This is a genomic window from Serratia sp. CMO1 (assembly GCF_015689115.1).
Taxonomy (GTDB): Bacteria; Pseudomonadota; Gammaproteobacteria; order Enterobacterales; family Enterobacteriaceae; genus Serratia; species Serratia marcescens.
In genome coordinates this window covers 85,516-109,319 of record NZ_CP065032.1, presented here as the reverse complement: position 1 = coordinate 109,319, position 23,804 = coordinate 85,516, and the positions used below count along the sequence as shown (strand labels likewise).

Genomic DNA, 23,804 nt, shown 5'->3' with positions numbered 1-23,804 from the left:
ATCAGTGGCTCCCCGTGGTCTGCGCCAATTCGGCCAACAGTGGCCAACGCGTCATCATTTGCGTTAACCGCTCCTGCCGTGAAATATCGACATAGCGTAATTTCGGCAATGAAAAAGCCTGGCTGAGCGCCTGCAGGTCATCCTGGCTCTCCCCAGGCGCCGCTGCACGAAAATGGATGGATGCGTTATTCATTCTTCCGCCTTGGCGAAAATAGGCTATGTTAATTAACTATAGCAACGATACAAAAAGAGAGAGGCAATAAGATGATTCTCAACAAATATTGTTGAAGAGCGTCGGAGATTTATTATTGCCAGCGTAAAAATGGCTATCTTTAAATATAAACGCCTTTAGTCGGCTTTCAACGAAAGTAGAACACATCCTATGGCGCACTCTTTTTCTCTAGGCATTCGGCAGATTTGGGAAGAGCTGTCGGTGATGCAGGCCCCCGGGCTTTATTGGATCAATATCGACAGGCAAAGCGACGCCGCGCTGCTGTGTCGCCAGGCCATCGCCGCTCAACCGGCCACCCACAAAGTCGCCCTGATCTGCAGCGGAGACAAACCCGAGCGCCTGCTGGCCGAGCTGGCTGCGCCCGCGTTGCAGAAGCTGCCGCTGTATCAATTACCGGAGAAAAAAGCTGCGCTGACACAGTTGAACGACGATCTGATGCGCGCCCTACGGCCGCAAAATCGCTTACTTATCCTGCTGGCCCACGCCAGCATGTGGCAAACCTTCACCACCGAAGAGCTGCGCGAGTGGACGCGCACCCTCGCCGCCTGGCTGCGGCGGCAGGGCTGTACGCTGTTGATCCTCAGCCACGGCGGCGGCATCAATAAGCTCAAAGGGCAGCTCAGCGCACAGCACCGCATCCTGAACGGCCTGTCCAGCCTGCAATGGCAGCAGGACAGCGCGCAATACCTGGTGAACTGGTGGAGCACCGAAAACGGCATCAACGCCAATCAGCTGCTGACCTTGTATGCGGCGGAAGGTGGCTGGCAGGGCGAGGATGAAAATAGCCAACCCTCCCCCACCGCCTTGCGCAGCGACGAAAGCCAGTATCTGGCCGAGCGCAGCATCCTCGAAGGCGCGCCGCCGCTGTCCGCCAACTGGCAGTTGCTGGAGAGCAACGATGAACTGGCGCAGCACGGCATGCTGAGACTCTCGGCGACGTTGATTTTCGCGTTGTATCAAAGCGACCAAATCGATCATCTGGCGCACCAGATCCACACCCTGCGCCGCAGCCGCGGCAACGGCCTGAAAATCGCGGTGCGCGAGATGAGCGCCAGCCTGCGCTACAGCGACGAACGGCTGCTGCTGGCCTGCGGCGCCAACCTGATCGTGCCACACGTTGCGCCGCTGTCGCGTTTTCTGACCATGCTCGAGGGCATCCAGGGGCAACGCTTCTCACGGCATGTGCCCGCCGACATCGATGCGCTGCTGGCCGGGCTGCGTCCGCTGCAGCTCAAAGGCTACATGCGGCCGGAAGCGTTCAGCCAGGCGGTGCTTTCGCTGATGGGCAACACGCTGCTGCCCGAGGATGGCAAAGGCGTGATGGTGGCGCTGCGCCCGGCCACCGGTCTGCGCGCCGAACAGGCGATGACCCTGTGCCACCTGCGGCGGTTCGGCGACGTGATGACCGTGGTGCAAGGGCGGCTGGTGCTGTTCCTTTCCACCTGCCGCATCAACGATCTGGATACCGCGCTGAAGTTCATCTTCCGCCTGCCGGTGGATGAAGCCTTCAGCAACCGGGTGGTGTGGCACCAGGACGTCGATATCATTTCGGAAATCAAACGCATGGCCCAGGGGCGCTGGCAGATTTCGGCCACCGGCACCGCCGGTGCCGCGCCGCGCCCCCGCGTGGCGGCGGCCGAGGTGCCCGCGGAACGGCGGCAGCCGGTCGCCTTCACGCTGCCGCTTGGCCCGCAGGAGGAACCGCATGCTGAACCTTAACGACATCGTGCAACTGATCCTGCTGTGCGCGCTGATCTTCATTCCGCTGGGCTACGCCTTTCACCGGCGTTTTCCGCATTTGCGTCAATACTGGCAAAACCTGTTGTTATCGCCGCGCTATTTGAAATCCGCCGGTTTATGGGTGCGCACAGGCTCCTCATCTCAGATTAAACGTAAGAAGCAGCCATGAATCCAAACTCGAAGACGCAATCCGATAACGCTCTGTGGCGCTACTGGCGCGGGCTGGGCGGCTGGAACCTCTACTTTCTGGCCAAATTCGCCCTGCTGTGGTTCGGCTACCTGAATTTCCACGCGCTGCCGAACCTGGTGTTCATGGCATTTCTGCTGATGCCGATCCCTTCGCAACGCCTGCATCGCTGGCGCCATTACCTCGCTATCCCGATCGGCATCGTGCTGTTCTACCACGACACCTGGCTGCCGGGCATCAACAGCATCCTCAGCCAGGGCTCGCAGCTGGCCGGTTTCAGCGCCCAGTATCTGTTGGAGCTGATCAACCGCTTTATCAACTGGCAGATGATCGGCGCGGCCTTCGTGCTGTTTATCGCCTACCTGTTCGTCGCACAGTGGGTGCGCGTCACGGTGTTCACCGTGGCGGCGCTGGCGTGGCTCAATATCGTCAACATCGCCGGGCCGGCGGTTTCACTGCTGCCCGCCACTTCCACGGCTGCCGCCGGCGGCGCCAATACCCCGGCCACATCAGCGCCGCCGGCGGGGGGCGCTGCGCCGGCAGACAGCCTGCCGCCGACCAGCGCCAACCTGACGGCCTACCTGAACCAGTTCTACGAGCGGGAAAAAGGCCGCGCCACCGCGTTCCCGGCCACTTTGCCCGCCGACGCCCAACCGTTCGATCTGCTGGTGATCAACATCTGTTCGCTGGCCTGGGCCGATATGGAGGCGGTCAACCTGCAGAATCATCCGCTGTGGTCGAAGATGGACATCATGTTCGACAGCTTCAACTCGGCCACCGCCTACAGCGGCCCGGCCTCGATACGGTTGCTGCGCGCCAGCTGCGGCCAGCTTTCGCATCATGATTTGTACCAGCCGGTGAACCAGCAGTGTTACCTGTTCGACAACCTGGCGAAGCTCGGCTTCAAGCAACAGCTGATGCTCGATCACTCCGGAGTGTTCGGCAACTACCTGAAAGAGCTGCGTGAACAGGGCGACATGCAGGCGCCGTTAATGTCGCAGGCCGGCATCGGCAACGAGCTGACGTCGTTCGACGGTGAGCCGATTTATAACGATCTGGAATTGCTGACCCGCTGGCTGGATCAGCAGCAAAAAGCCGGAGACGCCCGCACCGCCACCTTCCTCAACGTCATCCCGTTGCACGACGGCAACCGCTTCGTCGGCTCCAACAAAAGCGCCGACTATCAGCCGCGCGCGCAGAAGCTGTTCGATCAGCTGAACACCTTCCTCGATCAGCTGGAAAAATCCGGCCGCAAAGTGGTGGTGGTGATCGTGCCGGAGCACGGCGCGGCGTTGGTGGGTGACAAGATGCAGATGTCCGGCCTGCGCGACATCCCGAGCCCGAACATTACCCATACGCCGGTCGGCATCAAACTGGTGGGCATGAAGGCGCCGCATCAGGGCGGCCCGCTGCAGATCAAAACGCCGAGCAGCTATCTGGCGCTGTCTGAACTGGTGTCGCGCCTGGTGGACGGCAAGGTCTTCAGCGAATCCAGCGTCGATTGGCAGACACTGAAACAGGGGCTGCCGCAGACCCCGGTCATCTCTGAAAACGACAACGCCATCGTGATGCAATATCAGGGGAAACCTTACATTCGCCTGAACGGCGGCGACTGGGTGCCTTATCCGCAATAAGCGCGGCCTCATCAACCTAAAGCGCGCCGCCGGCGCGCTTTTTTATTAGGGCTTTTATAATAGATATAGCGAAGCTTATCGGCCAACCTCACGTTATTAATAACAATTCGTTAAATTCAATTATTCGACAACCATTAACATACGAAGATTCTTAGAAAAATAACTCTTATAAGAATTTAATTAGTGAGGTAATTAAAATGGCGGACGGTGGTAGTTTTCTAATTATTAACCCTTTGATTGAGTAATAAAAAACGCCGGCGTGATGCCGGCGTGAATTTAAGCGATGACGTTCGACGCTTTACGCCCCCGGATGTTCGTCCTGATCGACCGCAAAGCAGGCCACCATCTGCTCACCGTACTGTTTGAGCTGCGGCTGCAGCTGCACGCAGGTGCCGAAAGCGCGGCGGCAGCGGGCATTGAACGCACAGCCCGGCGGCGGATTCATCGGGCTGGGCAGTTCGCCGGTCAGCTTGATACGCTCGCGGCGCATATCCGGGTTCAACCGCGGCGTCGCCGACAGCAGCGCCTGGGTGTACGGATGACGCGGGTTGTTGAAGATCGCCTCTTTGCTGCCCTTTTCCACGCAGCGGCCGAGGTACATCACCATCACCTCGTCGGCGATGTGTTCCACCACCGACAGATCGTGCGAGATGAACACATAGGACAGCCCCAGCTCCTGCTGCAGATCCATCATCAGGTTCAGCACCTGAGCGCGCACCGACACGTCCAATGCCGACACCGGTTCATCGGCGATCACCACGTCCGGATTCAACATCAGCCCGCGGGCGATGGCGATACGCTGGCGCTGGCCGCCGGAGAACATGTGCGGGTAGCGGTCGTAATGCTCGGTCTTCAGGCCGACCTTCGCCATCATCTCCAGCGCTTTTTCCCGCCGTTCGGCGGCGCTGAACGACGTGTTGATCAACAGCGGCTCCTCGAGGATCTGCCCGACCTTCTTGCGGGGGTTGAGCGATCCGTAAGGATTCTGGAACACGATTTGGATCTTCTGCCGCCGCAGCTTCTCGGCCGAGACGTCCGGCTTCAGCAGATCCTGCCCCTGGTAATACAACTCGCCGCCGGTCGGCACTTCAATCATCGTCAGCAGGCGGCCGAGCGTTGATTTGCCGCAGCCCGACTCACCGACCACCGCCAGCGTTTTGCCGCGCTCCAGGGTGAAGGACACGCCGTCGAGCGCCTTGACCAGCCGCTCCGGCGCGAACAGACCCTTTTTCACCGGGTAATGCTTCTTCAGGTCAATCGCCTGCAATAAAGGTTGATTCTGGCTCATACGGTCGGCCTCCCCGCATCATCCAGCGGTGTGTGACATTTAACCTGACGGCCGGGAATGCTGCGCAGTTCCGGCTCCTCGTTACGGCAGCGCTCGTTGGCGTACGGACAACGCGGGTTGAGCAGGCAACCGGTCGGGCGATCGTATTTGCCCGGCACCACGCCCGGCAGCGAAGCCAGCCGCGCCTTGTCGGCGGCGAACTCCGGCAGCGCGCGCAGCAGCGCCTGAGTGTACGGGTGGCGCGGCGCGCGGAAAATCTCCGCCGCCTTGCCGGATTCCACCACCTGGCCGGCGTACATCACGATGATGTGATGCGCCGCTTCCGCCACCAGCGCCAGATCGTGAGTGATCAGCAGCAGCGCCATGTTTTCGCGCTGCTGCAGGTCCAGCAGCAGTTCGATGATCTGCGCCTGGATAGTCACATCGAGCGCGGTCGTCGGCTCGTCGGCGATCAGCAGCTTCGGCCGACAGGCGATGGCCATGGCGATCATCACGCGCTGACTCATGCCGCCGGAAAGCTGGTGCGGGTATACGTCCAGCCGCGAAGCCGGATCGGGGATGCCCACCTGGGTCAGCAGGTCGATAGCGCGCTGGCGGCGAGTGCGGCGATTGCCGCCCTGATGCACCTTCAGCGCCTCCATGATTTGGTAACCGACGGTATAGCACGGGTTCAGGCTGGTCATCGGATCCTGGAAGATCATCGCCACTTCGGAGCCCACCAGCTGGCGGCGCTCTTTTTCGGAGATCTTGCGCAGATCCTGGCCGTTGAACTCCAGCTTGTCGGCCATCACCTTGCCGGGGAAATCGATCAGGCCCATGATCGCCAGCGAGCTGACGGATTTGCCGGAGCCGGATTCACCGACGATGCCGACCACCTGACCTTGCTCCACGCTGTAACTGATGCGGTCTACCGCGCGGAACGGGGTGCCTTCGTCACCGAAGTGCACCGAAAGCTTGTCTACATTCAATAACGCCATCTCTCTCGTCCTCTGTTACTGCTTGAGTTTGGGGTCGAGAGCGTCACGCAAACCGTCCCCCATCAGGTTAAATGCCAGCACCGTCAGCAGGATCGCCAGGCCGGGGAAGGTCACCACCCACCAGGCGCTTTGCGCGAACTGCAGCACGTCGGAGAGCATGGTGCCCCACTCCGGCGTCGGCGGCTGCGCACCCATGCCCAGAAAGCCGAGAGCGGCCATGTCCAGAATGGCGTTCGAGAAACCGAGAGAAGCCTGCACGATCAAAGGCGCCAGGCAGTTAGGCAGAATATTGACGAACATCTGGCGCAGCGCGCCGGCGCCCGCCACCCGCGAAGCGGTGACGTAGTCGCGGTTGACCTCCACCAGCACCGCCGCGCGCGTCAGACGCACATAGTGCGGCAGGGCGACGAAGGTCAGCGCCAGCGAGGCGTTGACGATCGACGGCCCGAATACCGCCACCAGCACCAGCGCCAGCAACAGGCTCGGCAGAGCCAGCATGATGTCGACGATGCGCATGATAATCGCGTCCACCACGCCGCCGAAGTAACCGGCCAGCAGGCCGAATATCACGCCCATGATCAGCGACAGCACCACCACCAGACAGCCGACCAACAGCGACAGCCGTGCACCGTACATCAGGCGCGACAGCACGTCGCGGCCCACGTCGTCGGTGCCGAGGATATATTGCCAGCTGCCGCCTTCTTGCCACACCGGCGGCTTGAGCAGCGCGTCGCGGAACTGGTCCGCCGGCGCATGCGGCGCCAGCACGCCGGCGCCGAGCGCTATCACCAGCATCAGAACGATATACACCAGGCCGACCACGGCCCCTTTATTGCGCTTGAAATAGTGCCAAAACTCCTGAAACGGGGTCATCGGCTTCGGCGCACCTTTAACTGCAGACTCAGTGATTTGAGACATGAGAGCGCCCCTTATTTCTTGTGGCGAATACGCGGGTTGACCACGCCGTAGAGCACGTCTACCAGCAGGTTAACCAGAATGATCATACAGGCGACCAGCAATACCCCGCCCTGCACCACCGGGTAATCGCGGCGCTGCAGCGCGTCGATCAGCCAGCGGCCCAGCCCCGGCCAGGAGAAGATGGTTTCCGTCAGAATAGCGCCGGCCAGCATGGTGCCAACCTGCAGCCCGATCACCGTCACCACCGGCAGCAGCGCGTTGCGCAGCGCGTGGACGACGATCACTCGCATGCGGCTCACGCCCTTGGCGCGCGCGGTGCGGATATAGTCTTCGCCCAACACTTCCAGCATCGAGGAACGGGTCATGCGCACGATCACCGCCAGCGGGATGGTGCCCAGTACGATGGCCGGCAGGATCATGTGCATCACCGCGTCGACGAAGTCGCCAGGCTCGCCCCAGATCAGGGTGTCTATCAGCATGAAGCCGGTCAGCGGCTGGCTGTCGTCGAGGAATACCGTGTCGCTGATGCGCCCCGACACCGGCGTCAGGTTAAGCTGCACCGACACCAGCATGATCAGCATCATGCCCCACCAGAAAATCGGCATCGAATAGCCGGTCAGCGAGATGCCCACCGCGGTGTGGTCGAAGATCGAGCCGCGTTTGACCGCCGCCAGCACCCCGACCGGGATGCCCACCAGCACCGCGAAGATCATCGCGCAAATGCCCAGCTCCAGCGTAGCCTGAAAGCGCGGAACGAACTCGCTCCAGACGGAGATGCGGCTTTTAAGCGAGGTGCCCAGATCGCCGTGCAGCACGTTGGACACGTAGGAGAAATATTGTTGATAGAGCGGCTTGTCCAGCCCCATTTCCGCCATCAGCTGCGCGTGGCGCTCGGCGGAGATACCGCGTTCCCCGGCCATGATGGTCACCGGGTCGCCGGGGATCATATGGACGAATGCAAAAGTCAGCAATGTAATGCCGATAAACGTTGGGATAACTAACCCCAAACGTCGGAGTATGAACTGCAACATATCCCGAACTCTCTGTATCAATGCCCGGCAGCTCATCGTCCGCCAGGCTTATTAACGCTCACATGCCTTTGAACGATTCGACGGCCATACGCCGGAGACTGGTCAGCAGGGGCGCAAACCTGTTGCGCCCCTGCAAGTCCATTCGTGCGTCTCCGGTAAAGCGGTCGAAATCAGTCTACAGAGACATTCTCGAAGTGATGCTTACCGAGCGGATCCACGACGTAGCCTTTCACTTCCTTACGCACAGGCTCGTACACGGTGGAGTGTGCGACAATCAGCGCCGGAGCCTGATCGTGCATCACCACCTGCGCCTGCTTGTACAGTTCGATGCGCTTGTCGTGGTTGGATTCGGCGCGCGCCGGTTGAATCAGATCTTCAAACGGCTTGTAGCACCAGCGGGAGTAGTTGGAGCCGTCTTTCGCCGCCGCGCAGCTGAACAGCGTGGCGAAGAAGTTGTCCGGATCCCCGTTGTCGCCGGTCCAGCCCATCATCACCGTCTGGTGCTCGCCCGCTTTGGCGCGCTTGAGGTATTCACCCCACTCATAAGTGACGATTTTGGCTTTCACGCCGATCTTGGCCCAGTCGGCCTGGATCATTTCCGCCATGCGGCGCGCGTTCGGGTTGTATGGACGTTGCACCGGCATTGCCCACATGTCGATGCTGAAACCGTCGGCCATGCCCGCTTCTTTCAGCAGCTCTTTCGCCTTGGCCGGATCGTAAGCGTAATCCTGCACCGCGTCGTTATAGCCCCACATGGTCGGCGGGATCAGGTTCTTGGCCGCCTGACCCGCGCCCTGATAAACCGCGTCGATGATCGCCTGTTTGTTGACCGCCATGGTCAACGCCTGGCGCACCTTCACGTTATCCAGCGGTTTTTTCTCGGTGTTGAACGACAGATAGCCCACGTTCAGCCCCGGTTTCTCCAGCAGGTTGATGGCTTTGTCTTGTTTCATGCGGGCGATGTCGGCCGGATTCGGGTACGGCATCACCTGGCATTCGTTTTTCTGCAGTTTGGCGTAGCGCACGGAGGCGTCAGGCGTGATGGAAAACACCAGGCGATCGATCTTCGGCTTGGTGCCCCAGAAACCGTCGAACGCCTTGTACAGGATCTTGGAGTCTTTCTGGTATTGCAGCAGCTGGAATGGGCCGGTGCCGATCGGGTTCAGATCGACTTTCTCCGGCGTGCCGGCTTTCATCATCACGTCAGCGTATTCGGCGGACAGAATGGACGCGAAGTCCATGCCCAGGTCAGCCAGGAACGGCGCCTCCGGGCGGTTCAGCACGAAGCGCACGGTGTTGTCGTCCACTTTTTCGATCTTGGCGATCAGCTTCGGCATGTCCATGCCTTCAAAGTATTCGTAACTGCCGCCGGACACTTTGTGATAGGCGTTGTTCGCATCCAACTGGCGTTCAAAGGAGAACACCACGTCGTCGGCGTTGAAATCGCGCGTCGGTTTGAAGTCTTTGCTGCTCTGCCACTTCACGCCTTTGCGCAGGTGGAAGGTGTAGGTTTTGCCGTCTTCGCTGACGTCCCACTTCTCAGCCAGGCCCGGCTGCAGTTCGGTGGTGCCGGTCTTGAATTCGACCAGCCGGTTGTAGATCGGTACCGAGCTGGCGTCATAGGTGGTGCCGGAGGTAAACAGCTGCGGGTTGAACCCTTCCGGGGAACCTTCAGAACAGTAAACCAACGTCTTGGCCTGTACGCTGGCCGCCACGGTCAGCGCGATCAGCCCAATACCGAATTTCAGAATCCCCGATTTACCCAAGGAACGTGTCATCGTTAGTGCTCCATTGTGTGATGTGATGTGTGTAATTGCCGCCAGGCCTGTATTTTTTATTGCGTGGCCTGTGCGATCGGCGCCCGAAGGCAGAAGGCGTACGAGGAGAGAATGCCGGATGGAACGCATCGCGGCGGGGACGTCTGAGCGCGTGGAATTCACTCAAACAACTCTCGCTCTTACCCCTGAGGCTATCAAGTTGCCAACTGTTTGGGGTGTCGTCAATATAACCAGTGGGGATTTACGCAGACTGTGAGAAACAGCAAACAAACATAAAAAAAACCTTTTGTTAACAGTTCCAGCATGAAAATTTATGCTAAGCGGCCATTTTTAGCGCATTGGTCTGACCCTCACAAACTTACTGGTTTTTAACTCCGTTAAAAAACGCCAAAACTTTGTTGCTGAATGATGAATATCTGAACGGTTATTTTTGTGATCGCCGTTAAAGACAGGAGGAAATGCTGAAGGATTACCCAAAAGGGTGAGTCCGATGAGCGCGTTTTGCTCCGGGCAGGCCCACAATCTGTGCGGCGTAAAAAAACTTTCGGCGGCGAAAAAGCCGGGGGCGAAAGGATATCCCCCGGCAACGCACTGCAACCGATTATTGAACGCCGGCGCTGTTGCCCAGGCTGGCGTTCATGCTGTTGAGAATATCGCCGTTATCCGCGTCGATCTCCCAGGAGAACAGGCCGCCCAGCTGCTTATCCAACACGTACTTGCCTTTGGCCTGCACCGAGCGGGCATCGTCGAAGGTGATCAGATCGCCGGTGGAAGGTTTGAACACGTAAGGCGCTTCCGCCGTGGCGTCGTAGGTATACTGCCACTCGCCGCTCATGAACTGGCCGGCGATTTGGCGGTAGTCCACGATACCGTTCTCCCAGGTGCCTTTAACCGGCCCGGTGGCGGTGCCGGTGAACGGAATATTGTTCTGGTAGCCGTTCACCCCGGTCCAGCCGCGGCCATACATGGCGGTGCCGACCACGATTTTGCCCGGCTTGACGCCCTGCGCCAGCAGCGCATTGACGCCGTTCACCGTGGTGTAGGCGGTGTCCGGTTTCCAGGCCGGCGCATTCAGCGCGGTCTGATGCCCCAGGTTCTTCAGATCGAAGGCGCCATAGAAGTCGTAGCTCATCAGGAAGATGTGATCCATCGAGTTCTGCGCAACGTTGTAAGCCACCTTGTCGATCTTGTCCTTACCGGCGCTGATGGCGGAGGTCAGCTCATACTTGCGGCCGGTTTCCGCCGACAGCTGATCCAGCATCGCCCGCAGCTCCTTCATCAGCAGCACATAGGTTTCCCCGTCTTGCGGGCTGCCCAGGTTAGGGTTGGCGCCTTTGCCGCCCGGGAACTCCCAGTCGATATCCACGCCGTCGAAGAACTTCCAGGTCTGCAGGAACTCTTTCACCGAACCGACGAAGCGATCGCGCTTCACCTTGTCGCCCATGAAGAAGAACGGGTCGGACAGCGTCCAGCCGCCGATCGACGGCAGGATTTTCAGGTCAGGATGCGCCTGCTTCAGCGCCATCAGCTGGCCGAAGTTGCCCTTGTAGGGGTCATCCCAGGCGGTCACGCCCTTCTGCGCTTTTTGCAGCGCGGCGAACGGATCGTGGATCGAGACTTTGAAGTCCTCGCGGCCCTGGCAGGAGCGCTGTAACGCCTGGAAGCTGCCTTCAATCTCTTTCAGGCTGTCGTTGATGCCATTGCCGCCGCAGATCGGGATAAAGCCGTACAGCAGGTGGGTCAGGTTTTGCGCCGGGATCTTGTCGACGGTGAAATTGCGCCCGTAAACGCCCCACTCGACGAAATAAGAACCGACCACTTTGCCGGAGTTCTGTTTATACGGTTTATTCTTTTCCAGCAGCGGCTCTTTCAACGGCGCCAAATGGCTGCCGTCGGTGTCGGCCACCACAATTTCGGTGGCGTCACTGGCGGTGCAGCCGTCGGCATTGCACAATGCCACCTGCATTTGATAACGGCCGCCTTTATTCACTTTAAAATTCGCCGTACCGGAAGATCCGGTTGAAGGACCACTCCACGCCTCTTTGCCATTTAATAAAACTTTTGCCGTCGTGCCGGTGTCGCCATTCCATAAATTCCAGGAGACCGAAACATCGGCGGCATTTTTTACCTTCACCAAATTATTATAAGCGGTAGCCGCCTGGTCAACTTCAACAATGGCGAACTTGGTGTTGCCCCAGGCGATGGTCGGCTTGCCCGGCGCGGCGGCCTGCGCCGCGGAACACAGCGTGCTGCCGATCAACAGCGCCAACAGCGGTTTATTAAATTTGCGCATAACTGATTCCTTTATTCCGAGAGGATAAACATAAAAGAGTTAATCGTCGCGATGCATTGCCGAAGCGAAAAAATTCCGCAATAATCCGCGAAGGTTAAAATCAATGAATAACAACAGCGTCTTTCCACGTGGCGAAATAATCATTCCCACCGCGTACATTCAGACTATAAATAAAAAAGGCGCAAAAACAAGAGCGCTATCAACTGGGTTTTATTCAGCAAGCGTGAATTTATTTTAATATAAATAAAAGAAAGCATGACAAATAAGGATAGTGAATTTTCTATTAAGGAAAGATAAATATTTATCAGTATTGCACCACACTCTTCAGTCAGGGTGTTGTCATTATTGACAACACCCTGACTGTGTTGGTAATGTGAACAACACTTAAGGAAAGGGCATGCCTTCGCAGCTAATCTACCAAGACAGGATACCTCTGGCACCTGCAGCATTTGCGCAGCTCGTCATTTGGCGGGTGGTGCCGCCCGTCAGGGCCAGCGGCCACTGTTATAAATACCGATTTGCTTATGTAAAAGACGGCATTTGTCGACTGCGCTATGACAATGAAGCGGGTAAAGGCGATCACAAACATATCGATGGAAAAGAAGAGCCGCTTAATTTCACGACCATTGATGCCTTGCTCGACAGTTTCTGGCGCGAGGTTATGCAGCTTACAGAGGAGTCATGATGAACACAGTCACTATTCGGTTCGCTTCAGTCGAAGAAATGAAACTTGCACTGAAGGAAGCCACAACAGGTCATCAAAGCGCTCAAGGGCAATACATCACATTCCTGGATTGGGAGAGTCTGTGGAAAACCTTATCACCCAAGAAAATGCATATCTTGCATACCATGACCGGCGCCGGCGAACTTTCCATTCGGGAAATCGCGCGCCGAGTGAAGCGCGATGTGAAAGCGGTGCATACCGATCTGCAGTCGCTGTTAGGCTGTGGCATCGTCGATAGAGGTGAACAAGGCGTGATTTTCCCCTATGACGAAATCCATTTTGACTTCGTCGTAGGCAAAGCCGCCTAAACGACGGGCGAAAAAAAACCTGCTTTAAAAAAGCAGGTTTTTCGAATGGTGGTCGGCGAGAGAGGATTACGCGCATCGTTGATGCGCGCCCTGCGGGCCGTTGCTAAAGCAACGTTGTCTCGCTTCGCGAGGCTCGAACCTCCTGCGGAGGTGCTCATCCTCATAAACGACGGGCGAAAAAAAACCTGCTTTAAAAAAGCAGGTTTTTCGAATGGTGGTCGGCGAGAGAGGATTCGAACCTCCGACCCACTGGTCCCAAACCAGTTGCGCTACCAAGCTGCGCTACTCGCCGATGCGGGGCGCATCTTACTGCTGGCGGTTATAGGCGTCAATCACTTTTTTGCCCCTGCACTTCAAGTGGTGATAAAAGCGCCATAATGCGCTGCGCCGGGGGCTGCGCAGCGTATTTTACTCAGGCGTTGGCCGGTTTCAGCGCCGGCGTCTGCGCGCGCAGGAATGGCAGCAGGAACAGCGCCGACAGGCAGGCGGCGATGGAAATCACCACGAAGAAGCCGTTCCAGTGCCAGATCTCCATCACCCGCGCGATCGGGTAGCCGGACAGCGCCGCGCCCAGGTAGGCGAACAGGCCGACGAAACCGGTCGCGGCGCCCGCCGCATCCTTGTGCGAGCACTCCGCCGCCGCCATGCCGATCAGCATCTGCGGGCCGAAGATAAAGAAGCCGATGGCGAAGAAACAGCAGGCCTGCAGCAGGTAGGTCACGCCCGGCATCAGCCACAGCGCCGCCACCGACAGGAAGATACCGATGGCGAAAATCAGGTTCATCGGGCCGCGGTTGCCGCGGAACAGCTTGTCGGAGCCCCAACCGGCCACCAGTGAACCGATGAAGCCGCCCACTTCAAACAGCGAAATGGCCGAGTTGGCGGTCATCAGCGAATAGCCCTTTTCCTGCGTCAGATAGAGGTTGCCCCAGTCGTTGATCGCGGTGCGCACGATGTACACCAGCACGTAAGAGACCGCCAACAGCCAGATGTACTTGTTGGTCAGCACGTAGCGTTTGATGATCTCGCGGTTGCTCAGCCCCTGGCCTTCCGATTCCTGCACCAGCTCCATGGCGTCGTTGCGCCATTTGCCGACGCTCGGCAGCCCCAGGGTGGATGGCTTGTCACGCAGGCGCCAGCACATCAGCAGGCCGAGCACCACGCCGATGATGCCGGGAATGATCATGCCGTAACGCCAGCTGAAGTGCAGCGAGATAAAGCCGACCAACAACGGGATCAGCGCGCCGCCGACGTTGTGCGAGGTGTTCCAGATCGCCCACCAGCTGCCGCGCTCGGAGCGCGAATACCAGCTGGTGAGGATTTTTGAGCACGGCGGCCAGCCCCAGCCCTGGAAGAAGGCGTTGAGGATCCACAGCGTGCCCAGCATCAGCAACGATGAGCTGAGACCGAAGAAGATATTCAGCACCCCGGTCATGATCAGGCCCAGCCCCATAAAGTAACGCGGGTTGGAGCGATCGCTGATCATGCCGGAAATGAATTTCGAGCAGCCGTAGGTGATGTAGAACAGCGTGCCGAGGATGCCGACGTCGGACATCGTCAGACCCAGATCGCTCAGCATCGCCGGCATGATGAAGTTGAAGCTTTTGCGCGTGAAGTAAAACGCGGCATAACCGATGTACATGGTGCACATCAGCTGAATGCGCCAGTATTTGTAGCTGGCGTCGATCTGCCGTTGATCGGTGACCTGCGGCGCATCCGGGCGGCTTTTAAGGAAAGACCACATGTGGAACCTCAGAGGATTGAATTAAAGTGCCGCTATGATGCTCCTCGCGCGCGCAGGGGGCTTACGCCGGATTCTCGAGGCGGTTAGGAGTTTTTCCTAGTTTTGCGTTTGCGCCGGTGAAACTGTGGGCAAGATCACACTCAAACAGGCGCCCCGCTCAGCGGTGAACCGCAGGCTGCCGCCGAGGGCGCTGATGCGCTCCTGCATGCCGCGCAGGCCGTATCCCGGCTGATGGTTTTCCGCATCGAAGCCCACGCCGTTGTCGCGGATGGTCAGGGCGATCTGCGGCGCGGCGCCTTTGCGCGGCTGCAGGCGCGCATCCAGCTCCAGGCGGCTGGCGCCGGCGTGGCGGCACACATTGGTCACCCCTTCCTGACACACCCGGTACAGCGTAATTTTCAGCGTTTCATCCAGCAGCTCGTCCGGCACCTGCCACTGCAGGCTGCTCACCAGCGACGCGTCCTGCGGCAGCGACTCCCGCAGCATCGCCGCCACCGCCGCCGACAGCGGCAGGTTGTTCAGCGCCGCCGGCCACAGCTGGGTCAGCACATCGTGTACCCCGTCATAAACCCGCAGCGCCAACGCATCAATGGCGTCGGCGCAGCCGATCACCGCCGGTTCCGGCGCCAGACGTTTGACGATGCTGGCCTGGGTGCGGATCACGGTGATGGTCTGCCCCACTTCATCGTGCAGCTCGCGCGCCACCTCGCGCCGGGTTTGCTCCTCCGCCGTCACCAGCGCCCGCGCCAGCTGCCGATTCTCCGCCAGCCGCAGCCGCAGCTGTTGATTCAGTTCGCGCTGGCGCTGAATGCCGGCGCCCAGCAGCAGCCCGGTCAGGCTTTGGGCCAGCAGCGACAGCAGCAGATCGCGGTGCGACTCCGGCTGCGGCGGCTCGTTGACCATCAGCGCCACGCCGTTGAGCAGCGTCGCCAACAGCGCGCCCTGCCAGCCATAGCGATAAGACATGAACACGATGGGGATCGCCAGGCAGAACGGCGCGAAACGGCGCAGCTCGGCGGCGTTAACCTGCTGCTGCAGCCAGATGCTGAACGCAAACAGCAACAGATAGCTGGCCAGGTGGCCCAGACGCAGCTCCACCGGCTTGTGGATCAGCCCCGGCTCCAGCGGCACCCAGATTTGGCGCGCCAGATAGTGCCACAACAGCAGGCAGGTTGGCGCGATGGTGAAACCGCCGGTCAGGCCGAGCAACAGCGCGCGGGCGCCTTCGCCGCTCACCAGCTGCCATACCAGCGCCTGCAGCAAGGCGGCAATGGCGACCACCGCGCCCTGCAACAGCGGCCAGCGCCATTCGCTGTCGCTCTGCTGATGGCGCAACAGCCACGGCGAGGCCAGCAGGCTGAGCAACACCGTCAACACCAGCACCGCCACCGACGCCCACAGCGCCGGGCCGTAGCCGAACTGATCCGCCAGCAATGCCATCAGCAGCAGGTCGGCCAGCAGGATCCCCGGCCAGAAACGGTACGGGCTCTGCAGCAAAATGCCCATGCGCAGGCCGAACGGAAACAGCAGCAGCGCCTGCCAGGGGGGGGCGATCAGCGCGGTGCCGATGCCCCACAGGCAAAACGCGCTGGCGGCGTAGATGAAAAACAGCGCCAGCTGGGTGATCAGGCGCTGCGTCACAGGTTCAGCATCCGTCTGGCCAGCTCGACGTTGTTGTTGATGCCCAGCTTGGCGAACAGGTTGGCGCGGTGCACATGCACCGTTTTCGGCGACAGCCCCAAGGCGGCGGCGATCTCACGCACCTCCTGGCCCTGCGCCAGCAATAGCGCGATCTCGCGCTCGCGGCGGGTCAACGGATCGACCCTCACCCGCGCCAGCTGCTGCGCGATTTCCGGCATCAGGTAGACGCCGCCGCCGGCGACGGTGCGCACCGCGGTGATCAGATCTTCCGGCTTGCAGCGCTTGGAGAGAAAGCCGCTGGCGCCGCGTTCCAGCGCCATTTCCACCAGCGCCGGGTTATCGTGCATCGACAGCATCACCACGCGGATGCCGGAAGGAATGTCCGCCAGCAGATCCAGCCCGCTGCCGTCCGGCATCGAAATGTCGCAAATACAGATTTCCGCTTCCAGCCCCGGCAGGCCGGCGCGCGCCTGCGCCGCGCTGCTGAACTCGCCCACCACCTGAATATCGGCCTCCAGCGACAGCAGTTGCACAAAGCCCGAACGCACAATGTCATGATCGTCGATAAACGCCACGCGCAGGGTCATGGAAATCTCCGGTTAGCAGGGGAAGTGCGCAAGTATACCGTATGCGCATACCGGAATAATTGATGAAGAGAATGTATTGGGTGAAATTACCGGGTGCGCAAGGCAGGCACCCGGCGGGAGAGGTTACAGGCGGGCAGGTGCCGTTTTATCCTGCGGCAGATGGCACCAGTTGTTTTTGTCCACGATGCCGCCATCGGGAGACGTGTATCCGAGGCAGCCAAGGAGGGTGTCAAACAGCTCGACGTGGCGATGCGTTTTGCCGATGCGCTGCTGCGCCTGCAACTGCTCAAAGGCACTGAGGTGTTGCGGGTTTTCGAGGAACTTGTCCGACGCCCACACGATCATCGGCACGCGGAATTGCTCCGGCGGCGCCATTTCGCGCGGCGTGCCGTGCAGGTGCGTATTCTCGCCGATCGATTCGCCGTGATCGGCGGCATAGAACACGATGGCCTTCTTGTCGCGCACCTGATCGATCACATTACTGATAAAGCTGTCGGTATACAGCACCGTATTGTCGAACGCATTGATCAGCTGCGCCTTGGTGCAGGAATCGTCCACCCCCATGCACTCCGGCTGATAACGCGCATAGCTGCGCGGATAGCGCTGCGAGTACAGGTAGTGCGAGCCTTTGGTATGCAGGATCACCAGGTGCTTGCCCTTCGGATAGCGCGCCAGCGACTCCTTCATTTCGTCCACCAGCAGCATATCGTCGACCGCCTTGCCGTCGTTGCGCTTCTCGGACGCGATCATCTCGCGGAACGAATAGTTGTTCACCTCGGTGTTGTTGTAGAACCACACCTCGCTCTGCATGGCGAACAGCTCGGAAGAGAAGCCCAGATCCTTCAGCACCGCGAACACGTTCTGCTCTTTCAGCGTGCGCTGCGGATTGTCTTCGGTGCCGCCTTCACGCACGAACATGCAGCGCAGCGACAGCTTGGTGGCGGTATCGCACGACTCGCCGCGGAACGCCACCAGATTCTTCTCTTTAGACAGCCGCGGCGTGGTATCGCGCTCGTAGCCCAGCATGCCCATGTGATCCCAGCGCGTGGTCTCGCCGATGATAAACACCACGTAGGTGTCGTCGATGTCCGCCGGCGGTACATAAGTGAAGTGTTTGCCCGGATCGAACATCGTGCTCTGGTCCTGGCTTTCGTCATAGCGGGTATAGGCGAACAGCCCCAGCGCCGACAGCCAGTTGGACGGCAGATACGAGTGCGCCACCACGCCGCCGTAGCTCGGCAAATCGACGTTGGAAAGCTTCTCTTGCACGCTCTGCTCGTCGTCCAGCATGCGCAGCGGCAGCCAGACCAGCGCCACCACCGCCAGCAACACCAGCAGCGGCTTGATGCGATGACCAGGGGTTTTCAGCTGTTCTATCAGGGTATAGCGCAGGTTGTTTTTCCAGATCAGCAGCAGCGGCAAGGCGCTGAGCGCCACCATCCACAGCACGAAGTGCAGGCCAACCACCTCTTTCGACAGATCGATATCGGTGGTCATCACCGACACCACGATGCCGTAGCCGATCACCACGTTGAAAAACGTCATGTAGTAGCTGGCGGCAACCGAAATCAACACCAGCAGCGAGGCGACGATGCGATAAAACAGCCGGCCGCCGAGCGATACCAGCCGCATGATGAAGAACGTAAACAGGACGATAGCGATGACTTCCGTCACCGCCGAAATAAGCTTAATTCCCTGAATGCCGTGCGCCAGCGAATCAAAACGGCGATAGAAAACGGACAGGTTTAGAAAGATGCCGATATAGATCGCTAACAATAACGATAAATTCTGCTGTGATAGCGATTTAACTTTGTTCATGTAACGCGGTGGCTCCGGGGACGGTGTAGCGGTTCTGACTCAGTCAGACACTGATTGCGGCTTCTGGTTCAGCCAACCGGCAATAAGCGTTATTTTGCGGGTAATAATCAAGAGAATTCTCACAAAACGGACAAAATTTACCGTTTTTTTGAGCGATTTTCAGGCAGGGCACGCAAGAAAATGGAGGGATAAACCCTCCATTTTTTCCAGATTTCGGCAAAAATCTTACTTAACGTTCAGAGTCACATCGATATTTCCACGGGTGGCATTGGAGTATGGGCACACCACGTGCGCCTTTTTCACCAAATCTTCCGCCACGCTGCGCTCGATGCCCGGCAGCGAGATATCCAGCTGCACTTCGATGCCGAAACCGTTGGGGATTTCACCGATGCCGACGGTGCCGTCGATCTTGGCTTCGGCCGGGATTTTGACCTTTTCTTTCGCCGCGACAAACTTCAACGCGCCGAGGAAGCAGGCCGAGTAACCGGCGGCGAACAGCTGCTCGGGGTTGGTGACTTCGCCGCCGGCGCCGCCCATCTCTTTCGGCACGCCCAGTTTCACGTCCAACACGCCGTCGGAGGAGGTCGCACGGCCGTCGCGGCCGCCGGTTGCGGTGGCGTGAGCGCGGTAAACCACTTTCTCAATAGACATCGTTCATTCCTTCTTGCTGGTTGGCGAGATGACTACGGCTTCCACGAAGTAAAGCCGGTCACATATTTATCTTTTGCGATTAAATCGTGCACTACTTATTTTTGACGCTTATTAACCAGTGTAGACCACCCCTGCCGTTCTTGCGTCCGGCGGCGGCGGGTCAAATCTGATCGATCAGGCTGCCGCGCAGCTTTTCCAACTGCTGTTTGAGCGAGACGATCTCGTCCAGGCTGCAGTCGGTGGCGCACATCACCGCCTCGGGCACCGATTGCGCCCGCTCACGCAGCGCGCGGCCGGCTTCGGTGAGAGCAATGATCACCTGCCGCTCGTCGGCGGTGGCGCGATAGCGCACCAGCAGACCGGCGGTTTCCAGCCGCTTCAGCAGCGGCGTCAGCGTGGCGGAATCGAGGAACAGTCGCTCGCCGATGTCCGATACCGTCACCCGATCGCGCTCCCACAGCACCATCATCACCAGGTATTGCGGGTAGGTGAGTTCGAGCTGATTCAACAGCTTGCGGTAGACTTTGTGCAGCGCTAGGTTGGCGGAGTACAGCGCGAAACAGAGCTGCTGATCGAGCTGCAGCAGGTTCTTCGCGTTGGGTTGTGCGGTATCGGTGCTTTTCATGCTTGTGAATATAGATAGTGCACGATGTAATCGCAAGCTATTTCTTGTGAGATATGCTACCTTTTTTTTATGCAGAGGATGCTCGGAGGGAAAGGAAATGACGAATACGCTTGCAGAACGCGCGCGCCGCTACGCCACCAAGGCGCATGCGGCCATCGATCAGCGCCGCAAATACACCGACGATCCATACATCGTCCACCCGCAGGCGGTCATGGAGCTGGTGCGCAGCGTGCCGCACACCGAAGAGATGCTGGCGGCCGCCTGGCTGCATGACACGGTGGAAGACACGCCCACCACCCTCGGCGATATCGACAGCCACTTTGGGCCAAAAGTGGCGGAACTGGTGCGGATGTTGACCAACGTCAGCCGCGCCGAGGACGGCAACCGCTTCGAGCGCAAAAACCGCGATCGGCGCCACAGCGCCGGCGCGTCGCCGCAGGCCAAAACCATCAAGCTGGCGGATCTTATCGATAACACCCGCTCGCTGCTGGACTACGACAGCCACTTCGCCCAGACCTACCTGATCGAGAAACAGCGCCTGCTGGAGGTGCTGACCGAAGGCGACCCGACGCTGTGGCGCCAGGCCAGCCATATCGTTGAACAGGGGCTGCTCAGGTTGCAGCAGCCGCCGCACAACGTGCCCGCCAGCTGGTTTGAGCACGCCCGCCGGCGCTACCGCGAGAGCGACGCGGCCTGATCAGAAGGTCACCACCGTTTTCAACGCCGTCACCCAGGCGTCCTGCGTCTCGCTGACGCCCGCCGGGTGATGCCAGTATTGCAGGCCCGGCTGCAGCTGCAGCCACGGCGTGACGTTAACGCGATAATAGAGCTCCGCCGTCACCGAGTGGCCCGGCACCGGCCGGTAATTCGGATCGTGATAATCGCTGATGCCGCTCATCTGGTTGAGATAACGCTGATTGTCTTTGTAGCGGTCGCTCAGTTTCACCACCGAGACGCCGAGCCCCAGCCAGTCGTCCGGCCGCGCATCGAACAGACCGCGATAGCGGATGCCGGTCGAGGTTGACCAGTGCAGGTAGTTGCTGCGCTGATCCCCCAGCCCCAGGCTGTAAAACACGCTCAGACCGCGGTTGACGTCGTCCGCATGGCGCGTCACCTGCTGGTTGAAACCGGTATACAGGAACCAGGTGCGATCGTGGCTGCGATAGCCCTGCGGATCGCTGGCGCCCGGCCCGCCGGACACCCCTTCATAAAGATCGCGCTGGCGCGCGTTGGTGAACAGCACACCCAGATTATACACCCCCGGCAACTGGTTGACGGCGTGGGTTTTCAGCTCCAGCTCCATCGGCAACAGGAAGCCTTTGCTGCCCTTGGTGGACCAACTCCAGGCGTGGCTGCGGCTGGGGGCGCTCGGGTTCTGTTCCATCACCCCGCCCTTGAGCGTCAGGCCGTCGGTCAGTTTGTACTGCAGCGTAGTGCCCCAGTAATGCACGTTCCAATTGTACCAGGTCAACGAGTTGGCGGACTTGCCGCCGCACAGCGTCAGCGTCTGAAAATCGCAGGGGATAATCTGATCGAAATCCTGCACCTTGTTCATCATGCCGATGCGCCACTGCAGCCGGCGATCGAGGAAGGAGCGGCTGAAGGTCAACCAGCCCAGCCGGGTGATCGACTGCCCGCCAAAGCTCTCCTGCGACAGATCGGTCAGGCCGACGCGCGGATCCTGCAGCCGATCGCGGGTCAGGTTGTTGTCATGGTTGCGGTTGACGATATTGCCTTCGATTGCCGCGTCCGGAATGCCGGTCAGCGCCTGCAAATCCTGGCTGAAGGTCAGCGAAAACTGGTCGATATACGACGCCTGTTTATCGTGGTTGTAACCGCCGCCAGCGTTATACGACAGCTGGCTGAGGTAGCCGAGGTTATAGTGGAAGCCATGATCCTCCAGGATCGGCCTGATCCCCAGCATATCCCCCAACAGCCCGGGCTGCGGCGGTTCAAAGCCGAGCGCCACCCCTTCCCATTTGGCGGTGGGGGCTTCGACGTCCTTGCCGGTTTGCAGCGTTTCCGCCTGCGCCTGGCTACAGAGCAACGCCAGCGCCGCCAGGGTCATGGAACGAGGTAATAAGCTTTTCATCATTATTATATTTCTCCGCATAACGGCTGACTGCGGGCAACAGCATTCCCTGGGAGAGAATTTCCCATCATGAACAGCAGCGAATAACGTTAGTTAACGCCCGGCGCTTGCCGCCGGGCTGAAGGGTTAGCGTCGGTCTTTCAGGCTGGCGCCGTTGCTGTGGATCACATCGCGGTACCAGTAGAAACTCTTCTTGCGGCGGCGCTCGAGGCTGCCGTTGCCGGCATCGTCCCTGTCGACGTGAATGAAGCCGTAGCGCTTCGACATTTCGGCCTTCGAAGCGCTGACCAGATCGATCGGCCCCCAGCTGGTGTAACCCATCACCTCGACGCCGTCGTCGATCGCTTCCGCCACCTGCACCAGGTGGTCATTGAGGTAGTTGATGCGGTAGTCGTCGTTGATGCTGCCGTCGGCCTCGACGCGATCTTTGGCGCCCAGCCCGTTCTCGACGATGAACAGCGGCTTCTGATAGCGGTCGTACAGCACGTTGAGCAGGTAGCGCAGCCCGATCGGATCGATTTGCCATCCCCACTCCGAGCTGGCCAGATGCGGGTTCGGCACCATATCGAGAATGTTGCCGCGCGCCGTCTCATGCTGCTCCGGGTCGGCGGTGACGCAGCCGCTCATGTAGTAGCTGAACGAGATGAAATCGATGGTTTCGCGCAGCGTTCGCCGATCTTCCTCGGTGATCGCCACCTGAATGCCGTTTTCACGGAAGAAGCGCTGCATATAGGCCGGGTAATAGCCGCGCGCCTGCACATCGCCGAAGAACAGCCAGTCGCGGTTTTGCCGCTGGGTTTCCAGCAGATCTTCCGGCTTGCAGCTCAGCGGATACAGAATGCCGCCCAGCAGCATGTTGCCGATTTTGCCCTCCGGCACGATCTCGTGGCAGGCCTTCACCGCTTTGGCGCTGGCCACCAACTGATGGTGGATCGCCTGATAGATGGCGCTCTTGTCGCTCTCCGGCGGCAGGCCGACGCCGGTGAAAGGCGCGTGCAGCGACATGTTGATCTCGTTGAAGGTCAGCCAGTGTTTGACCTTGTGCTTGTAGCGTTCAAACACGGTGCGCGCGTAGCGCTCGAAGAAATCGATGGTGCGCCGATCGCCCCAGCCGCCGTAGCGCTTCACCAGGCCGTAAGGCATTTCATAGTGCGACAGCGTGATCAGCGGCTGAATGCCGTATTTCGCCATCTCATCGAACAGCCGATCGTAAAACGCCAGCCCGGCTTCGTTCGGCGTCTCTTCGTCGCCCTGCGGGAAAATGCGCGTCCAGGCGATCGAGGTGCGCAGGCAGGTGAAGCCCATCTCGGCGAACAGCGCGATGTCCTCCGGGTAACGATGATAGAAATCGATCGCCACGTCCTTGATGCCGCTGTCGCCCGCCGCGCGCGGCGTGATGGCGCCGAAGATGCCCTGCGGCTGCAGATCGGAGGTCGACAGCCCCTTGCCGTCGGCCTGATACGCGCCTTCTACCTGGTTCGCCGCTACCGCGCCGCCCCACAGAAAATGTTGCGGAAACTTGCCGTTCATCGCTTG

21 protein-coding genes, 1 tRNA gene and 1 other RNA gene are annotated in these 23,804 nt (G+C 59.5%); 6 read left to right on the top strand and 17 right to left on the bottom strand.

The window, feature by feature from the left end:
- Position 1: 1 nt before the first annotated feature.
- Positions 2–193 (bottom strand): cellulose biosynthesis protein BcsR, encoded by a 192-nt coding sequence (bcsR, locus tag IT763_RS00490; RefSeq protein ID WP_016929521.1) that lies wholly within the window; start codon positions 191–193, stop codon positions 2–4.
- A 189-nt stretch (positions 194–382) separates the two neighbouring features.
- On the opposite strand from bcsR, the gene bcsE reads away from it, so the two are divergent.
- The 3 genes from bcsE to bcsG are packed head-to-tail and all read left to right on the top strand — an operon-like array spanning position 383 to position 3,793.
- A complete protein-coding gene (gene bcsE / locus IT763_RS00485) occupies positions 383–1,951 on the top strand; it encodes a cellulose biosynthesis protein BcsE (RefSeq protein ID WP_206195069.1) in 1,569 nt (522 codons plus the stop codon).
- A complete protein-coding gene (bcsF, locus tag IT763_RS00480; protein ID WP_004934139.1) occupies positions 1,938–2,141 on the top strand; it encodes a cellulose biosynthesis protein BcsF in 204 nt (67 codons plus the stop codon). The genes bcsE and bcsF overlap by 14 nt, the downstream gene beginning before the upstream one ends.
- Positions 2,138–3,793: a cellulose biosynthesis protein BcsG gene (gene bcsG, locus IT763_RS00475; RefSeq protein WP_206195068.1), complete on the top strand. Its 1,656-nt coding sequence runs from the start codon at positions 2,138–2,140 to the stop codon at positions 3,791–3,793. The genes bcsF and bcsG overlap by 4 nt, the downstream gene beginning before the upstream one ends.
- 298 nt (positions 3,794–4,091) lie before the next feature.
- Here bcsG and dppF read toward each other — a convergent pair whose 3' ends face one another.
- The 6 genes from dppF to IT763_RS00445 form a co-directional block, all read right to left on the bottom strand.
- Positions 4,092–5,081: a dipeptide ABC transporter ATP-binding subunit DppF gene (gene dppF / locus IT763_RS00470; RefSeq protein ID WP_016929525.1), complete on the bottom strand. Its 990-nt coding sequence runs from the start codon at positions 5,079–5,081 to the stop codon at positions 4,092–4,094.
- Positions 5,078–6,058: a dipeptide ABC transporter ATP-binding protein gene (dppD, locus tag IT763_RS00465; RefSeq protein WP_004934132.1), complete on the bottom strand. Its 981-nt coding sequence runs from the start codon at positions 6,056–6,058 to the stop codon at positions 5,078–5,080. Before dppD ends, dppF begins: the two co-directional genes overlap by 4 nt.
- 15 nt (positions 6,059–6,073) lie before the next feature.
- On the bottom strand, positions 6,074–6,976 hold the full coding sequence (dppC, locus tag IT763_RS00460; protein WP_004934130.1) for a dipeptide ABC transporter permease DppC: 903 nt from the start codon (positions 6,974–6,976) through the stop codon (positions 6,074–6,076).
- Between the two features lie 11 nt (positions 6,977–6,987).
- A complete protein-coding gene (dppB, locus tag IT763_RS00455; protein WP_033634229.1) occupies positions 6,988–8,007 on the bottom strand; it encodes a dipeptide ABC transporter permease DppB in 1,020 nt (339 codons plus the stop codon).
- A gap of 170 nt (positions 8,008–8,177) precedes the next feature.
- Positions 8,178–9,785, bottom strand: a complete 1,608-nt coding sequence (gene dppA, locus IT763_RS00450) for a dipeptide ABC transporter periplasmic-binding protein DppA (RefSeq protein WP_033639032.1) — start codon at positions 9,783–9,785, stop codon at positions 8,178–8,180.
- Positions 9,786–10,386: 601 nt separating this feature from the next.
- Positions 10,387–12,078 (bottom strand): glycosyl hydrolase family 18 protein, encoded by a 1,692-nt coding sequence (locus IT763_RS00445; protein WP_049300325.1) that lies wholly within the window; start codon positions 12,076–12,078, stop codon positions 10,387–10,389.
- A gap of 397 nt (positions 12,079–12,475) precedes the next feature.
- Here IT763_RS00445 and IT763_RS00440 point away from each other — a divergent pair, with 397 nt between their 5' ends.
- The gene (locus IT763_RS00440) at positions 12,476–12,763 is read left to right on the top strand and encodes a DUF6516 family protein (protein WP_048796360.1); all 288 of its coding nucleotides are present in this window, start codon (positions 12,476–12,478) and stop codon (positions 12,761–12,763) included.
- Positions 12,763–13,110, top strand: coding sequence for a glycosyl transferase family 1 (locus tag IT763_RS00435; protein ID WP_206195067.1), 348 nt, complete (start codon positions 12,763–12,765; stop codon positions 13,108–13,110). Before IT763_RS00440 ends, IT763_RS00435 begins: the two co-directional genes overlap by 1 nt.
- A gap of 49 nt (positions 13,111–13,159) precedes the next feature.
- Here the strand turns inward: IT763_RS00435 and IT763_RS00430 are convergent.
- The 8 genes from IT763_RS00430 to IT763_RS00395 form a co-directional block, all read right to left on the bottom strand.
- A non-coding RNA gene (locus IT763_RS00430) (RtT sRNA) lies at positions 13,160–13,288 on the bottom strand.
- Between the two features lie 37 nt (positions 13,289–13,325).
- Positions 13,326–13,402: transfer RNA gene (locus IT763_RS00425), tRNA-Pro, on the bottom strand.
- Between the two features lie 120 nt (positions 13,403–13,522).
- Complete coding sequence (locus IT763_RS00420) at positions 13,523–14,854, bottom strand: MFS transporter (RefSeq protein ID WP_004934121.1); 1,332 nt, start codon at positions 14,852–14,854, stop codon at positions 13,523–13,525.
- 96 nt (positions 14,855–14,950) lie between these two features.
- Complete coding sequence (gene uhpB / locus IT763_RS00415) at positions 14,951–16,495, bottom strand: signal transduction histidine-protein kinase/phosphatase UhpB (protein ID WP_049299603.1); 1,545 nt, start codon at positions 16,493–16,495, stop codon at positions 14,951–14,953.
- Entirely contained in the window at positions 16,492–17,082 is a 591-nt protein-coding gene (gene uhpA / locus IT763_RS00410) for a transcriptional regulator UhpA (RefSeq protein ID WP_004934117.1), read from the bottom strand. The genes uhpB and uhpA overlap by 4 nt, the downstream gene beginning before the upstream one ends.
- A gap of 123 nt (positions 17,083–17,205) precedes the next feature.
- The gene (gene eptB, locus IT763_RS00405; RefSeq protein WP_016929532.1) at positions 17,206–18,900 is read right to left on the bottom strand and encodes a kdo(2)-lipid A phosphoethanolamine 7''-transferase; all 1,695 of its coding nucleotides are present in this window, start codon (positions 18,898–18,900) and stop codon (positions 17,206–17,208) included.
- 225 nt (positions 18,901–19,125) lie between these two features.
- A complete protein-coding gene (locus tag IT763_RS00400) occupies positions 19,126–19,551 on the bottom strand; it encodes an organic hydroperoxide resistance protein (RefSeq protein ID WP_004934114.1) in 426 nt (141 codons plus the stop codon).
- A gap of 160 nt (positions 19,552–19,711) precedes the next feature.
- A complete protein-coding gene (locus tag IT763_RS00395; protein WP_016929534.1) occupies positions 19,712–20,176 on the bottom strand; it encodes a MarR family winged helix-turn-helix transcriptional regulator in 465 nt (154 codons plus the stop codon).
- Positions 20,177–20,273: 97 nt separating this feature from the next.
- On the opposite strand from IT763_RS00395, the gene IT763_RS00390 reads away from it, so the two are divergent.
- The gene (locus tag IT763_RS00390; RefSeq protein ID WP_016929535.1) at positions 20,274–20,873 is read left to right on the top strand and encodes an HD domain-containing protein; all 600 of its coding nucleotides are present in this window, start codon (positions 20,274–20,276) and stop codon (positions 20,871–20,873) included.
- Here IT763_RS00390 and IT763_RS00385 read toward each other — a convergent pair whose 3' ends face one another.
- Positions 20,874–22,244 (bottom strand): carbohydrate porin, encoded by a 1,371-nt coding sequence (locus IT763_RS00385; RefSeq protein WP_370530997.1) that lies wholly within the window; start codon positions 22,242–22,244, stop codon positions 20,874–20,876.
- 150 nt (positions 22,245–22,394) lie between these two features.
- On the bottom strand, positions 22,395–23,798 hold the full coding sequence (locus IT763_RS00380; RefSeq protein ID WP_115435362.1) for a glycoside hydrolase family 1 protein: 1,404 nt from the start codon (positions 23,796–23,798) through the stop codon (positions 22,395–22,397).
- Between the last annotated feature and the right edge of the window lie 6 nt (positions 23,799–23,804).

Coding starts and splice junctions, on each gene's coding strand:
- eptB (WP_016929532.1), bottom strand. CDS start 18,900: ATGAACAAAGTTAAATCGCTATCACAGCAGAATTTATCGTTATTGTTA.
- bcsF (WP_004934139.1), top strand. CDS start 1,938: ATGCTGAACCTTAACGACATCGTGCAACTGATCCTGCTGTGCGCGCTG.
- bcsG (WP_206195068.1), top strand. CDS start 2,138: ATGAATCCAAACTCGAAGACGCAATCCGATAACGCTCTGTGGCGCTAC.
- IT763_RS00395 (WP_016929534.1), bottom strand. CDS start 20,176: ATGAAAAGCACCGATACCGCACAACCCAACGCGAAGAACCTGCTGCAG.
- IT763_RS00385 (WP_370530997.1), bottom strand. CDS start 22,244: ATGACCCTGGCGGCGCTGGCGTTGCTCTGTAGCCAGGCGCAGGCGGAA.
- IT763_RS00400 (WP_004934114.1), bottom strand. CDS start 19,551: ATGTCTATTGAGAAAGTGGTTTACCGCGCTCACGCCACCGCAACCGGC.
- uhpA (WP_004934117.1), bottom strand. CDS start 17,082: ATGACCCTGCGCGTGGCGTTTATCGACGATCATGACATTGTGCGTTCG.
- IT763_RS00380 (WP_115435362.1), bottom strand. CDS start 23,798: ATGAACGGCAAGTTTCCGCAACATTTTCTGTGGGGCGGCGCGGTAGCG.
- IT763_RS00390 (WP_016929535.1), top strand. CDS start 20,274: ATGACGAATACGCTTGCAGAACGCGCGCGCCGCTACGCCACCAAGGCG.
- IT763_RS00420 (WP_004934121.1), bottom strand. CDS start 14,854: ATGTGGTCTTTCCTTAAAAGCCGCCCGGATGCGCCGCAGGTCACCGAT.
- bcsR (WP_016929521.1), bottom strand. CDS start 193: ATGAATAACGCATCCATCCATTTTCGTGCAGCGGCGCCTGGGGAGAGC.
- IT763_RS00445 (WP_049300325.1), bottom strand. CDS start 12,078: ATGCGCAAATTTAATAAACCGCTGTTGGCGCTGTTGATCGGCAGCACG.
- dppD (WP_004934132.1), bottom strand. CDS start 6,058: ATGGCGTTATTGAATGTAGACAAGCTTTCGGTGCACTTCGGTGACGAA.
- dppF (WP_016929525.1), bottom strand. CDS start 5,081: ATGAGCCAGAATCAACCTTTATTGCAGGCGATTGACCTGAAGAAGCAT.
- IT763_RS00435 (WP_206195067.1), top strand. CDS start 12,763: ATGAACACAGTCACTATTCGGTTCGCTTCAGTCGAAGAAATGAAACTT.
- dppA (WP_033639032.1), bottom strand. CDS start 9,785: ATGACACGTTCCTTGGGTAAATCGGGGATTCTGAAATTCGGTATTGGG.
- IT763_RS00440 (WP_048796360.1), top strand. CDS start 12,476: ATGCCTTCGCAGCTAATCTACCAAGACAGGATACCTCTGGCACCTGCA.
- dppC (WP_004934130.1), bottom strand. CDS start 6,976: ATGTCTCAAATCACTGAGTCTGCAGTTAAAGGTGCGCCGAAGCCGATG.
- dppB (WP_033634229.1), bottom strand. CDS start 8,007: ATGTTGCAGTTCATACTCCGACGTTTGGGGTTAGTTATCCCAACGTTT.
- bcsE (WP_206195069.1), top strand. CDS start 383: ATGGCGCACTCTTTTTCTCTAGGCATTCGGCAGATTTGGGAAGAGCTG.